The organism is Bacillus sp. RB3 (genome assembly GCF_030164735.1).
Lineage (GTDB): Bacteria > Bacillota > Bacilli > Bacillales > Bacillaceae_G > Bacillus_A > Bacillus_A cereus.
This window is the reverse complement of sequence record NZ_JASNGE010000007.1, coordinates 148,495-162,205: the sequence shown is the minus strand read 5'-3', so window position 1 is coordinate 162,205 and position 13,711 is coordinate 148,495. Positions and strand designations below refer to the sequence as shown.

Here is a 13,711-nt window from a genome sequence, read left to right as displayed (position 1 = left end):
TCACTCTTTTTTATCACAATTATCTACTTTCCACTTCAACTGAAACTACTCGATCAATCTCTTTCAGGGAACTATATAACTCTGTTGTATATAAATCTTCTGGAGCTAAAATAACCATCTCCAGTTGCTGAAATGCTCCACTATCTATATCTTTAATTTTCACGCGTTTCACATGCATGCCTAAATTTTTAATTTGCTTAAATATGCCATCTAACTCATGATGCTCTTTAACAGTAATTTTTATAGATAAATCCTTTTGTCTTAATGAATACGGTCCTGCAATTTTCACAAGTTGCGGAAGTACATTAATCGCTAAAATAATTAAAACCATAGCAACTGTCGCTTGTAAATAAAATCCTGCACCAATTGCGATCCCTAAAGCTGAAGCAGCCCACACCATAGAAGCTGTTGTTAATCCAGAAATAACGTCATTACTTCTTCGTAAAATGACACCTGCGCCAAGAAAACCAATTCCACTAACAATTTGAGCGGCCAGTCGCATCGGATCCATATTTGTATGTCCTGGAACAGAATATACATGCACAGATTCAATTGAAACCATCGTAATTAAACAACTTGCTACAGAAATAACCATACTTGTTTTCACACCCAGTGGTTTATTCTTTAGCTGCCTATCTATCCCGATGAATAATCCTAAAAAGAGTGCTAAACCTAATTTGAGTAAAAATTCATATGACATATTCCCATTCTCCTTACTTTACAATGTTTCCCTTAGAATAACTCACTATAACTCTTTTATGATATCAATTCCAGTCTTTTCTATTCATTTAACGTAAAAAACCGAAAAAACATTTATAACGATGTTTCTCCGGCTTTTTATTACACTTTAGATTCTTCTTTATTTCTGATCTTTAATCTTAATTTCTGCATCTTTGTAGAATGCTAATTTACTGTCATTATACTCTTTTGTAAATTTGTTAAACTGCTCTTTCGACTTTTGTGCTTCCACATTTAATTCATTAACAGTTTTAACTTTTTCACCGATTTCTTTTAATTTCGTTTCTTTTACTTTTAATTTTTCATACAGTTCTTTTTCAGTCGCTAACACTTTCGTGTAATTTTCATTCATCTTTTGGAATGCATCATAACGATTCTTATACGACTCTTCTACTGCTTTTGCTTGTTTTTGTAACTTCTTATCTTCAATCTTCTCTATATTACTTTGAACAGATTTCGTTTCCTTCTGTGCTTTTTCTAGCATTTCTTTCTCACTTTTCAATACTTTTTCACGATCATCTACATTTGCAGTAGCTTGCTCTATTTTCTTCACAACTGCTTCATTATGATCTTTACCTTCTTGCAAAATTTGAGCATATAATTCTTGCCCTTGTTTCTCTAACTGCTCTAATTTTTTTGCTTCATCCACTAAAGATTTTTCTTGTGTTGCTGCTGTTTCAAAAGCTGTATATAGATTTTCTTCTGGCTTTTCACCGAAACAACCTGTTAAAAGTCCTACTGATAATGCTCCAACTACTGCTACTTTTCCATACTTCAACGTTCATTCCTCCATTACATACGGTTATCATGCCAGAAGTTCACTGGGAAGTGACTTTCTTCATGATAAGCTTCGAACTCATAACCTTTTTCTTTTAGCCCTTTTAAAATTGCTGGCACAGCAGCAACTGATTGCGGGTGAATATCATGCATTAAAATTACTTCTTGTGGTTTTGTTGCGTTTGTTAATACATTTTGAGCAATTTGTGCTGCAGCTGCATCAACTGGCATTTTATTGTATTTCCAATCTAATGAATCAATTGTCCAATCCCATACTTTAAATCCGCCTTCTACCACTTTATTTCGAAGACCTTCATTTAATCCAGGCATCGAACCATATGGAGGACGTGTTAATTTAGGTGATTTCCCAATAATATTAGCGATTAAACCTTGATCTTCTTTCATCTCATTTACATACTCGCCATTTTTATATAACTTTGCGAAATTATGTGTCATACTATGCATGCCTACATAATGACCCTCAGCATTTTCACGTTTCACTAAATCAGGAAATTCTTTTACATTCGCTCCAATTAAAAAGAACGTCGCCTTCGCATCATGTTGTTTTAGCGTATTTAATAATTCAGCCGTATATTTCCCTGGCCCATCGTCAAATGTAAGATAAGCAACTTTTCTTTCTTTTCCATTAAAACGACTTGGTGCCGTTTTATTCATTTCAACTTTCGGCTGTTCACTTGCAAGCTGCACTACATTTTCTTGTTTCGCAACAGCTTTTGCTGGTGAAGTAATTGATTGAAACATGTAATACCCAATAGCTACTGCGGCAATCGCTATTAAAACGACTACTATTTGTTTAATTTTTAAAGCTTTTTCCATTCTATCGAATTCCTCTCCCTATTAATCTTATATATAAATCGCCCAATATAATTATACATCTATTTATTTTTATTTCACCATATAAATAGATTTTATTTGTATTATAATGGGAGTTTTATCAAAATTGTTGTTCCTATTCCTTCTTTGCTTGTAACACTAAGCGCACCGCCATGAAGCTCTACCATTTTTTTAACGATAGCTAAACCAATACCTGCACCTGCAGCATGATTATTAATTTGGTAAAATGATTGCTCAATATATGGTAAATGTTCTTTAGTAATTCCAATACCTTCGTCTCTTACCTTAATCACTGCTTGTCCTTCTATTTTAGTCGCTTCAATGTGTATTGTGCTTTTTTCATGTGAATACTTAATTGCATTTTGAACAATATTCAAGAAAACTTGCTTTAGCCTATTTCGATCTCCCATCAATTCAATTCGGTCTATAGTAGTAATAAATTGAATTTCCTTCTCTTCCGATTTAGGAGTTAATTGCCAAATCGTCTCCTCTAGTATATCGTACAATTGCACCTTTTGTTTATATAAATTAAAATGATTTGATTGTAATCTTGAAAAATCTAGCAATTCTTCTACTAAATGAATCAACCTATCTGTCTCACCTGAAATAATGCCCATACCTTGCTTTATTTCTTCTTCTGTTAAATGATCTACTGTTTTTAACGTCTCACTCCAACCTTTAATTCCTGTTAAAGGCGTTCGTATTTCGTGCGAAATAGAAGCAATGAATTCATTTTTCATCTGCTCAGCCTTATCTATTTTATAGGCCATATAATTTAAACTATGTGCCAAGTCACCTAATTCTCCAGGATAATCTTCTTTAATTTTTTGCTTTAATGTGCCTTCTGCAATTTGTGAAGAGGCTTGAATAATGGATTCAATTGGCTCAACAAATGAATTTGCCAAACGTCTACTAATTAAGAAGGCAACTCCTGAAATAACAATACCTACAGAAATAGTAAACGTAATAATTTCAATAATCTTTTTATTTACATTTGTTAAAACAGTCGTGTATTTTAAAACACCAATAGTTTGTCCTTGATGTATAAGTGGGCTTAGCACCTCTAGTTGTTTTTTATTACCTTTCGTAGTAACTTGATTATACATTTCACCTTCTAATAATGATTGTGGAATATTCACTTTACCTTCTACCTTTTCACCACTTGAAGATTGTATAACCGAGCCGTGACGATCAATTAACTGTAATTCTGTTCCTTCTAATTGAAAGCTACTAATTATGTCACCACTATATTCTTGTAATCGAATAAAGTATAGTGAATTGTATTCTGAAAAAAAACGTGTACTCGTTTTCGCATGAGACTCTATATATTGCACAATACCATTATAATAGTATCGATAAATTGAAACTGAAAATACAACTTCAAATAATACAAGCATAAGTGTAATGACCGTCATAAAATATAGAGTCACTTTCCGTTTCATCTTATACTTTCCTTCCACACATATCCTTTTCCCCACACCGTAAGAATAAATTCAGGTTCTGATGGATTACATTCTATTTTTTGACGTAACCGTCTCATATTTACATCTACTACTTTCGTTTCACCTACGTAATTGGTTCCCCAAATCATATTTAAAATTTCATCACGCGAAACTGGCTTTGAAGCCTGATTCATTAAATACTGTAATATCATATACTCTGTAGGTGTTAAATCGACTAATTGTCCATCTTTATACAATCTTTCTTCTATAATATTTAACGAAAATGGACCTGACGTAACAATATTCGTTTTTTCTTCATGTACTTCTATTCTTCTTAATAAAGACTGTATACGTGCAGTTAATACTACTGGACTAAACGGTTTTGCAATATAATCATCTGCACCTATTCCTAGTCCTTGCACCTTATCTTCATCTTGTACACGTGCGGTTAACATAATAATACCCATTTTTTTATTTTCTTTCCTGATAGCCTTACAAACTTCTAAACCATCAATCCCCGGTAACATTACATCCAGCAGTGCTATATCAACAGTTTGTTCACTCAAAATCTGTAACGCTTCTTCTCCAGTAGTAGCTTCTATTACATAAAATCCAGCACGTTTTAAATTTAAAACAATAAAGCTACGGATTGTTAATTCATCTTCTAAAACTAAAATTTTTGACATAATTCCCACCTCCTACTCTTGTTGATAATCCGCTAGCGGTTTTATATATGCTTTCACTTTTTCAAATTTCGATTGCTTCGGTACTGCATATACGTGAGAAGCTGTTTTAATTGCTGCGCTGTAGCCTTTTATATTGAACCATTCTTTCCGCTTAAAAATATGAACTTCAAGCCATATTTCATTTGTTCTTGTATCCAAAAACTTTTGAGAATTTGATTCTTTTTGCTGATCTGGTATTGTAATTTTCCCTATTAACTCTTTAGGAATTTTCACATAATACCCTTTTTCTATATCTATATATCGTTCTTCAATTGGTTTAATTCCAGATTCACTCCACTGTATGTAACGTTCAAAAAGCGGACTATCACCATGTGATTTATCTTCCCAACCTTTTGGACGTACAGTACGAACAAATTCAATAATGCCGTCTTCATTAACATCTTTACTTTCTACAACATATTCATTAAATAAATCTTCTTTCTCATCTATAGGTAATACTTCATAATGATCCTGATCAAATTTTGCTACATAAGTTATACCTGAATGAGCGCCAACTCCTGCATCAATTACTACCGCCTTTAGTGATTTAGATATACGACCCATTTGTATTCTTTGAATACTATTTATAAATGGATCGTATGACACTTCAGATAAAGTCTTAAATTGTTCCATGAACTCAACTGTCAGCTTCTCATCTTTTTCAAATGTAACAAGGCTTATATCTTTCAGTCCATTTTCATTTAGATCCTCTATGAATAACTTCGTATAACTTCGATTATATATTTCCTTCATATCTTCATTTTCTTCCGAAAAAACATACATAACATGTTCTAACGATTCACGATTTACAGAGATTCCGATTAACAACTCTCTCTTCCCGTTCCCTGTAAAATCACCGACTTCAACGATATCTACATCTCCACCATCAAATTTATGTGTGGACTTTATTCTCCAGCCATTTCCGATTTCTTCATATACGGCTAAATATACGCTATGATCTTCATTCGGCAATTTATAAAATAAGATGGCTTCTTTCTTATTATCTTGTTTAAAATTCATTGACCAAATCATCTGTTTATCTTTGTTAGACATTGGAGTAAGTAAGCGATAATTAACAGGTAAATCTTTATCAATTTGTTCCTTTAATTCATTAATCCATTTTTCATTTGTAGGAGCTTCCATTAGACTTGTTGGAGCCTCAGACATTTTACATCCAGTCAATATAAAGATAATTCCCATCATGCTTAACCATTTCTGCATATGATATCTTTCCTTACCACAAATTTTGAATATGTCCTTTTACTTTTTTACCTATCCATTATACTCATACATATGAGTATAATTTTTCTAAACTAAAAAATCGTTACAGAAAAGTTACAAATACATTCCCATAAAAAAAGATTGGCAAAAGCCAATCTTTTTTTATTATTCGTTTCGGACTGATTTTGGCGTTACACCTAAATGATCATTTAATTTTTTGGAAATGTCTTTTACATTTTTTTCATTTGGAATGTAATAATAAATACCACCGATACGTTTATCTGTACCTTCTATTTGCATTTTTTCCATTTCCAAATTAGATCCTGCCATATTTTTTGTAATGGCCAGCATATCGTCAAATGTTAAGTTCGTTTTCATATTTTTATCAACCGCATCCAGTAAAGAGCCCATTTTGCTAATTGATTGAACAGACATCGCTTTTTTAGCAATTGCTTCTATTACAAGTTGCTGTCTCTGTCCACGCATTGCGTCACTATCAATTTTACGCGTTCTTGCAAGTGCAAGTGCTTGTTCTCCATTTAAATGTTGGTAACCTTTTTCTAAATGGATCATACCAGCTTGGTCTTTACTATCTTGTTCAGTGAAAGTAACTGGTACATCAATATCAATACCACCAATTGAATCGACAATTTGTACGAATGATTCAAAGTTAAACTTCACATAATAATCAACAGGGACATTTAAAAATCTTTCCACCGTATCACGTGTGCTTTCTACGCCACCAAATACGTGAGCATGAGTAATTTTATCTAATTTTTTTCTAGTTGGAATGTAAACACGTGAATCACGTGGAATACTTACTAGCTTAACAGACTTATCATCTTTATTAATTGTTGCTAATAAAAGTGCATCTGTTCGAACTGCTTCGCCATATTGGCTTTTTCTCATTTCACTTCCATCTACACCCATGATTAATATTGAAATATTATCCTTTAAAGGTTCAACTTCTTTATCACGCTTTGATGACTTATCAATTTTTGCATACGCATCATTTACAACAGCTTTTGCTTTATTATATATAAACGAACCATATCCTACTCCTCCAAAAATAAGTAGGAAAAATGGAATTAATATGAACCATTTTATTGACTTTCTTTTAGAACGCTTTTTATTACTTCTCGTATTTTGTTCTAATTCAGAGCTCATACCCATTCGCCTCTCTTTCTCTTTACCAAGTATAATGTAAGTCTATTTATCTTCATATTGAATTTCCTTTCACTAACCTTACAATTTTGTAAGGTTACTACTTAAACCCAATACGTATTCCATTTCACATTATACTCTCGTACTTATTTTTGGCAAGTCACTATTTACCAATTTCAAAAATTTAGCACTTCGCAACATATGAATTTACAAATTTATTAACTCTTTCATTTTAAATTAGGATGTCTTTTTCTTAACAAACGATATGAATAAAGAATCCAGCTAATTATAAAATCTCTATGAATACAGTATATTTGACGTTATTATTTCTCAAACGGCGTATACACGCTTTTCTTCCCCTGATTATCAATGTAAGCCGACTTTGCTTTTATTTTCGTTTTTTCTACTTCCATGTCTTCATTTGAGAAGTTCACAATGATTTTAATATCTTTTCCATAAGAAACAGATTGTACTAGCTTATCTTCTGACAAATACGCAAAATTCGTCATCTCTTCTTTTACTGCTTTTTCATGAACTTCATTCCAAACTTTTAGATGCTCTGTAATTTCTTTTTTATGCTTATTCCACTCTACTTCATCTAAATGGTACAACGGAGGAACATTATACAATAATTCAGACAGCATTCGATTTCCAACTTCATCTTTTACCTTTAAACTTCCCCATTCCCAATGATGCGTTGTAATAACGGAATCATTGTATACTAATTTATATAATGGTACCGAATATACTGGGTTTAAATATACTTGTTTATATTCTTCTTTCAATGGTACTTGTTTTGCATATTTTTCAGGCACATTTTGATTTGGTGACCAATATCCACCTACATAATACGGACTTGTTTTATTTTTCCGCATATCTTCATCGTCCCATTTAATAACAGGTGTTTCAATTCCATGTGCAAATGCAATCGTACTACTAGCAAAATCATTTCCGCCTTCAGAACCAACGACCATACCCTTTTCTTGCGCAATGTAGTCCATTCGTTTTAAACGTGCTTTTAAATCTTGCTCTTGTGTCGTTATATGTTTCGCTGAATAGTCATCGTAAATTTCACCTGTCGCATCACAATCAATAAACCATGAATTATATTTAGGACCATTTTGTAATATATCATTCATGCGTTCCTTTACACTAGGCAGCGATAAAGTCGGATTTAACTTGCGACCTCTTCCTAAAAAGCCTTGCACCTTTTCTCCGTTTTTCTTCGTTACAGTAGCCTCTTCGTATAATGACGGGTCATTAAAGGATGCTGTGTTCCAATTTTTATCACTTTTTTCGTGAATGGAATGATACGAATCATACGGACCAACTAAATACCCCATTTCCTTAGCTTTTGTCACGAAATTAGGTTGCATAAATCCTTGTTCCCAGTTCGGCAGACCAATCCACGCTTTTTCTATTCCTGCCTCTTTCATTTCCTTTAATATATCCGTTCCATCTGCATTACCCCATTTACTTACCTCTTCAACCGCATCACCAAGTAGCGACTTTAATAAATGCTTATTTAAGCTATACAATTCTGTATTCGTTAAGTGACCTACACCTTTCTTTAATAGCACACTAGCTTCCTGATTAACGTTTTGAAAAATATCCTCTTTATAAAATTCCTTCATCGATAATACTTCGTTTATATAACGTAAAATAACATTTTTTTGATACTTATCAATGAAATCTTGTTTACTTACTTGATCCAATACATTCAGTTCCCCAGGCTCGGAACTATTCTTTTGAATAAGTTCTTTTATATGACTAAACAGCGGGCTATTTATTTGCTCCCTTAGTTTTGGCCAATTTATATTATTTTCTAATAAACCATTTTGATTCCAAAAATAAAAATGCGCCGCTCCATATAACTTTTCGATTTCTTTATTTTTTCTAGCCTTTTCTTGTAATGTTTTAAATTCACCTTTTCGAACAATATCATCCTTATACAGTTTAGCAATGCTTACCGCATCATTATTTGTCACATATAATTGAAATCCATATGTTTTATTTTTATTTATGCTCGGAAATTCATGTGTAAAATCAAATCCTATTTTCGGATCCGAATGAAATTTCAATTCATTATTAAACATATTCGTTGCAATATATACAATTGAATATCTCGAACCATTTAATGCGAAAAACTTCATAGAAAATGATTCAGCAAATGAATATGCATCATCCTTTAAAAACTTCTTCCAATTCTCATCATTGCTCGGAATTTGCTTACCCTCCCATAACGGAAGTGTATAATTTTCAGCTTCTACTTTCGGCCATGTAAAGCTTTCTGCACCAGTCGATTCCACTTCAATGTTTAAGTGGTCTTTTTTCTTTTCTAATTTTATTTTTACTTTTTGATCTGGATATTCCCACGATGTACGATCCTTTTCTTTTTTTACATTCGATACCTTCATTTTCGGTAGGGGGTGTGATGCCTGTTCCTTTGCCCCCTCATGTTCTACAGTTAATGTGAATGTTTCTGGATTTACATCATAAGTAAAATCTTTATACGTCGCTTTCTTTATTTTAGACTCTTGTACAGCATTACTACCTTTTACGTCACAACCGACTAAAGTTGAAAACGACATAGTTGTAAGAAGACATATCGCTATCGTTTTTTTCATCCTCTGCACCTCCACCAATGAATATACAGATGCTTTGTTACAGGAATGTGGCAAAAAATAATAGAGCTAGCATTTTGCTAGCTCTGTTTGGAGTATTAAAAGTTGATATGAACAACTATAATTCGCTTAGAAGATATGTAATACAGTAACTGCATTTTTTCTCAACAATTATGAAACTAAACAAATCAAAATTTTAACAAGCATTCTTCAACTGAAAAAATAAGTGTATACAATGTATCCTAAAAGTAGTACTAAAATGATTATTCCTGTACCTTTCCAATTCATACCGCCCGCTATATCAACTGGACTACCCGTTTCCGCTCTATTGAATCCGTCACGTAAAGAACCCGTAGGATTACTTTTTAATTCACTTTGTCTCATACGCTCTCTTTTTTCTTCTGGTGACTCTTTATTCATTTAATCACCTCCAAAATGAATGCACTCTTTACTTACATTATTCAAAATCAACATTTGTTTTATATTTTTTCCAAAAAAACCTAATTTAAAATAGGTTTGCAACGTAAAGAAAGCTAGCCATGCCAGCTTTCTTTACGATCCAATATGCTCTTCCTTATTTACAATAATACCTTTATGGTCGATTTCAAGCTCACATACTTTCATATCTGTAAATACTCTCGCTAATTGCTCAGCGATTTCTTGACGTTTCTCATATGGCGTTAATATAAAAATAGATGGCCCTGCACCGCTAAGTGCTGTGCCGTACGCACCAAATTCTTTTGCGCATTTACGAATAGATGGTAATAATGGTACGAGTTCTAAACGATATGGTTCGTGAAAATGGTCTCTCTCCATCATTTCACCTACAACTTCCCACCGCTTTTGACATAATGCAGCTACTAATACGTTACTTATCGCACTAGCTTTAACTGCCTCATGAAACGGAAACATCTTTGGTAATACAGATCGACTTTCATCTGTATTTAATTCTGCATTCGGAATGAGAGAAATTACACCCAATTCCTTGCTCTCAATTCTTACAACGGAAACATCCTTTCCATCAAGTGCTCCAATTACAGTTCCACCTAATATAGAAGCAGCAACATTATCAGGATGTCCTTCAAAATTTGTAGCAATTTGAACTTTTTGATCAGCAGTTAAATTCAAATTGCCTAGTTGATTCGCAAGCTCTATCCCAGCTACAATCGCTGATGCACTACTTCCTAACCCTCTCGTTAATGGGATATTACTAGTAACTTCTATTATATGGGGTGATATAGAAGGACATACTTTACATGCCGTGCTAACGATTAAATTTTTATCGTCTGTCGGAATTGATTCTTCAAAGGAATGGATTACTTGCCATTTATCAGCTTTTTCTTTAACCACCACACCTAAATACAATGACAAAGCTATTCCAACTGAATCAAATCCAGGACCAACATTCGCCGTACTAGCAGGGACACGAACGCTAAATGGTATCACGCCATAATCACCCCTTTAATATGATCTTTAATTTGTTCTATATCATTTGACACACTTGCGATGTCTAGTTGATTTGAAGAAATAGCGATATCAGGATCCTTCAAACCATTTCCAGTTAATACCGCAACAACTGTTTCTCCCTTTTTGATTTTCCCAGATTGAACATGTTTAATTACGCCGGCTAATGAAGCATTTGATCCTGGTTCAGCGAAAACTCCTTCAGTTTTTGCTAATAACCTATACGCATGTAAAATTTCTTCATCTGATACCATATCTATTTCACCACGAGACTGCTCGGCAGCCTCTACTGCATACGACCAACTTGCTGGGTTACCGATGCGAATCGCTGTTGCAATTGTTTCAGGCTCTTCAATTACATGTCCTTTTACAATTGCAGCTGCTCCTTCCGCTTCAAAGCCATGAATTCTTGGCTTTTTATAACCTTTTTCTTTCTCATATTCACAGAAGCCTTTCCAATACGCTGTAATATTCCCTGCATTCCCAACAGGGATAGCTAGAACATCTGGTGCATTTTGCAATTGGTCACAAATTTCAAACGCTGCTGTTTTTTGCCCTTCAATTCGATAAGGATTTACTGAGTTTACTAACGTAATCGGCTCTTCTGCAGCAATATTTCTTACAGCCTTAAGCGCATCATCGAAATTCCCTTCTATTGAAATAATTTCGGCTCCATAAGCAACCGCTTGCGCTAATTTTCCATGTGCAATCTTTCCTTCTGGTATTACGATAATGCATTTCATCCCAAGACGTGCCGCATATGCTGCAGCTGATGCTGATGTATTACCTGTTGATGCACAAATGATTGCTTCTGAACCTTCTTCTTTCGCCTTAGCAACTGCCATGACCATACCACGATCTTTAAAAGAACCTGTCGGATTCGCTCCTTCGTACTTACCATATAGCTGAATCCCTAATTGTTTTGATATATTTAATAATGGAATAAGTGGTGTGTTTCCTTCCATTAAGCTGACATCAGGTGTATTTTCATTCACCGGTAAATAAGACGCATATTGTTTTAATAGTCCTTTATACATATTGTTTTTCCTCCTCAATAATGTAGTAACTGTTTATTTCACTTGCGACAGCTTCTATCGCTTCTAAAACTCGTTCAAATTGATACTTGGAAGTTCGATGTGTCACAACAACGACTTCTGCCAGTTCACGGTTTAAAGGTAATTGAATAACCTCTTTTAAACTTACAGAATAATTAACGAAACATTCTGTTATTTTTTGTAACATCCCAGGCTCATCTTGTAATGAAATGCGTAAGAAATATTTCGAAACTACTTCTTCATCACCTTGTAATTCATAAGGAACTGGTTCTTTTAACGCACTTTTATTTTTCGGAACTTGATTCATATTTTTAACGATTGAAATAATATCACTTACTACAGCAGAACCAGTCGGTAACTTCCCAGCTCCGGGTCCATAAAACATCACTTCTCCTACCGCTTGGCCATGGACATACACCGCATTAAATTCATTATTCACATTTGATAATGGATGCTGGCTCGGTAAAAGCGTCGGTTCTACACTTAAATGAATGGCTGGTCCTTGTTTTTCAGCTTTACCAATTAACTTCATAGTAAATCCTAACTTTTCAGCCATTTGTAAATCTTCTTTTTCGACCTTTCGAATCCCTCTTACTTGCACATCATCTAATGAAACATTCATCGAAAAACCTAAGTTTGCAAGAATTGCTACTTTTCTCGCCGCATCTAGTCCATCTACATCTGCTGTCGGATCCGATTCTGCAAAGCCTAATTTTTGTGCTTCCTGTAAAGCCTCTTCATAAGACCATCCATTTTGACTCATTTTTGTTAACATATAATTTGTTGTACCATTTACAATTCCCATTATTTTTTCAATTTGATCTGATGCTAACCCATCAGTTAGTCCTCTTAACACTGGAATACCGCCCGCTACACTCGCTTCGTAACATAAATCACAATCATTATCGTTCGCCAGTTGAAGAAGCTCTGCACCATATACAGCCATTAAATCTTTATTTGCTGTTACGACATGTTTTTTATTTCGTAAAGCCTTAACAATATGCTGTTTTGCTTCTTCAATTCCGCCCATTACCTCTACTACAATATCAATATTTGAATCATTTAGAACTTCATCTGCATGACTTGTTACTGCAATTCCATCAATACAAACATCGCGTTCTTTTTCCAAATCACGTACAACGACTGTTTTCACTTTCACTTCGTATCCTGTATCAAGTGCGATTTTTTTATAATGTTCTTTCAAAATATGAACAACACCACTTCCGACCGTACCTAAACCTAATACCCCAACATTTATAACGTTATTCATCTTCTAATCTCCTCCTAAAAGTTTAATTGTTACATCTATAAATCACCTTACTCTGCTTTTTTGTCATGCAGGTGGTGGTTATTTCCGTACTTATAAATCGTTTCATATTACCGCACCTCCTTTCAAAGTAAAAAAACACACCCATCCCTAGGAAAGGGACGAATGTGTTTTCGTGGTTCCACCCTTGTTCCAATCTAGACGTATTTCCTCCTAGATTGCTCAAGTTCAGATAACGGCTGATACCGCCAATAATTACTAGATTACTCGTTCACTATTGAAGTTCAAAGGTGGTAAAATCATTTCTCGTGTTAGGAAGCTCACACCCTTGGCTTCCCTCTCTGTAAACCGTAAAAATGATTTCGTGTCCTTATCGTTA

12 protein-coding genes and 1 other annotated feature (1 of these 13 cut by a window edge) are annotated in these 13,711 nt (G+C 34.0%); all 12 genes read right to left on the bottom strand.

Features of this window, described 5'->3' with window-relative positions:
• Nucleotides 1-19: 19 nt before the first annotated feature.
• A complete protein-coding gene (locus QO049_RS12245; protein WP_000119510.1) occupies nt 20-700 on the bottom strand; it encodes an MgtC/SapB family protein in 681 nt (226 codons plus the stop codon).
• 159 nt (nt 701-859) lie between these two features.
• Complete coding sequence (locus QO049_RS12240; RefSeq protein WP_000873565.1) at nt 860-1,516, bottom strand: YkyA family protein; 657 nt, start codon at nt 1,514-1,516, stop codon at nt 860-862.
• 14 nt (nt 1,517-1,530) lie between these two features.
• Nucleotides 1,531-2,352, bottom strand: coding sequence for a peptidoglycan-N-acetylglucosamine deacetylase (locus QO049_RS12235; protein ID WP_000409482.1), 822 nt, complete (start codon nt 2,350-2,352; stop codon nt 1,531-1,533).
• Between the two features lie 101 nt (nt 2,353-2,453).
• Nucleotides 2,454-3,812 (bottom strand): sensor histidine kinase, encoded by a 1,359-nt coding sequence (locus QO049_RS12230; RefSeq protein ID WP_246962567.1) that lies wholly within the window; start codon nt 3,810-3,812, stop codon nt 2,454-2,456.
• Nucleotides 3,809-4,498 carry a response regulator transcription factor gene (locus QO049_RS12225; protein WP_000036070.1) on the bottom strand — a complete coding sequence of 230 codons (690 nt, stop codon included), beginning with the start codon at nt 4,496-4,498 and terminating at the stop codon, nt 3,809-3,811. The genes QO049_RS12230 and QO049_RS12225 overlap by 4 nt, the downstream gene beginning before the upstream one ends.
• 12 nt (nt 4,499-4,510) lie before the next feature.
• A complete protein-coding gene (locus tag QO049_RS12220; protein WP_246962565.1) occupies nt 4,511-5,758 on the bottom strand; it encodes a hypothetical protein in 1,248 nt (415 codons plus the stop codon).
• 165 nt (nt 5,759-5,923) lie between these two features.
• On the bottom strand, nt 5,924-6,925 hold the full coding sequence (locus tag QO049_RS12215) for an LCP family protein (RefSeq protein WP_001987131.1): 1,002 nt from the start codon (nt 6,923-6,925) through the stop codon (nt 5,924-5,926).
• A 320-nt stretch (nt 6,926-7,245) separates the two neighbouring features.
• Nucleotides 7,246-9,549: a glycoside hydrolase gene (locus tag QO049_RS12210; RefSeq protein WP_246962563.1), complete on the bottom strand. Its 2,304-nt coding sequence runs from the start codon at nt 9,547-9,549 to the stop codon at nt 7,246-7,248.
• A gap of 207 nt (nt 9,550-9,756) precedes the next feature.
• On the bottom strand, nt 9,757-9,966 hold the full coding sequence (locus QO049_RS12205) for a DUF6366 family protein (protein ID WP_098963026.1): 210 nt from the start codon (nt 9,964-9,966) through the stop codon (nt 9,757-9,759).
• A 132-nt stretch (nt 9,967-10,098) separates the two neighbouring features.
• Nucleotides 10,099-10,992 (bottom strand): homoserine kinase, encoded by an 894-nt coding sequence (gene thrB, locus QO049_RS12200; protein ID WP_000612105.1) that lies wholly within the window; start codon nt 10,990-10,992, stop codon nt 10,099-10,101.
• Nucleotides 10,989-12,047: a threonine synthase gene (gene thrC / locus QO049_RS12195; protein ID WP_134995289.1), complete on the bottom strand. Its 1,059-nt coding sequence runs from the start codon at nt 12,045-12,047 to the stop codon at nt 10,989-10,991. The genes thrB and thrC overlap by 4 nt, the downstream gene beginning before the upstream one ends.
• Nucleotides 12,040-13,335, bottom strand: coding sequence for a homoserine dehydrogenase (locus QO049_RS12190; RefSeq protein ID WP_001066899.1), 1,296 nt, complete (start codon nt 13,333-13,335; stop codon nt 12,040-12,042). Before QO049_RS12190 ends, thrC begins: the two co-directional genes overlap by 8 nt.
• Before the next feature lie 151 nt (nt 13,336-13,486).
• Nucleotides 13,487-13,711: a binding site (T-box leader), on the bottom strand (it continues 7 nt past the right edge of the window).